Source organism: Leifsonia sp. SIMBA_070, assembly GCF_046534635.1.
GTDB lineage: Bacteria > Actinomycetota > Actinomycetes > Actinomycetales > Microbacteriaceae > Leifsonia.
Genome location: NZ_JAWRYK010000334.1, coordinates 1 through 268 on the forward strand (window position 1 = coordinate 1; position 268 = coordinate 268).

The following is a 268-nucleotide window of genomic DNA, read 5'->3' on the forward strand; positions in this document are numbered from 1 at the left end:
AATATTGTTTTTGGTTTTGTGTGTTTTGTTGTGACCATTGTTTTCCCCTCACCCCGGGTTTGTTTGGGGTGGTGTGGGTCGAAGGGTTACGGCGGTCATAGCGTGGGGGAAACGCCCGGTCCCATTCCGAACCCGGAAGCTAAGACCCACAGCGCCGATGGTACTGCATCCGGGAGGGTGTGGGAGAGTAGGTCACCGCCGGACAAATTCTGGCAGAGAGGTTGAGGTCCGCACCATGTGGTGCGGACCTCAACTGTTTAACAGCCCC

Annotated in this window: 1 rRNA gene; it reads left to right on the plus strand. The window is 56.3% G+C overall.

Going from position 1 to position 268, the window contains the following annotated elements:
- Window positions 1-87 precede the first annotated feature (87 nt).
- Window positions 88-204: ribosomal RNA gene (gene rrf / locus SB754_RS20575) — 5S ribosomal RNA — on the plus strand.
- Window positions 205-268: the final 64 nt, after the last annotated feature.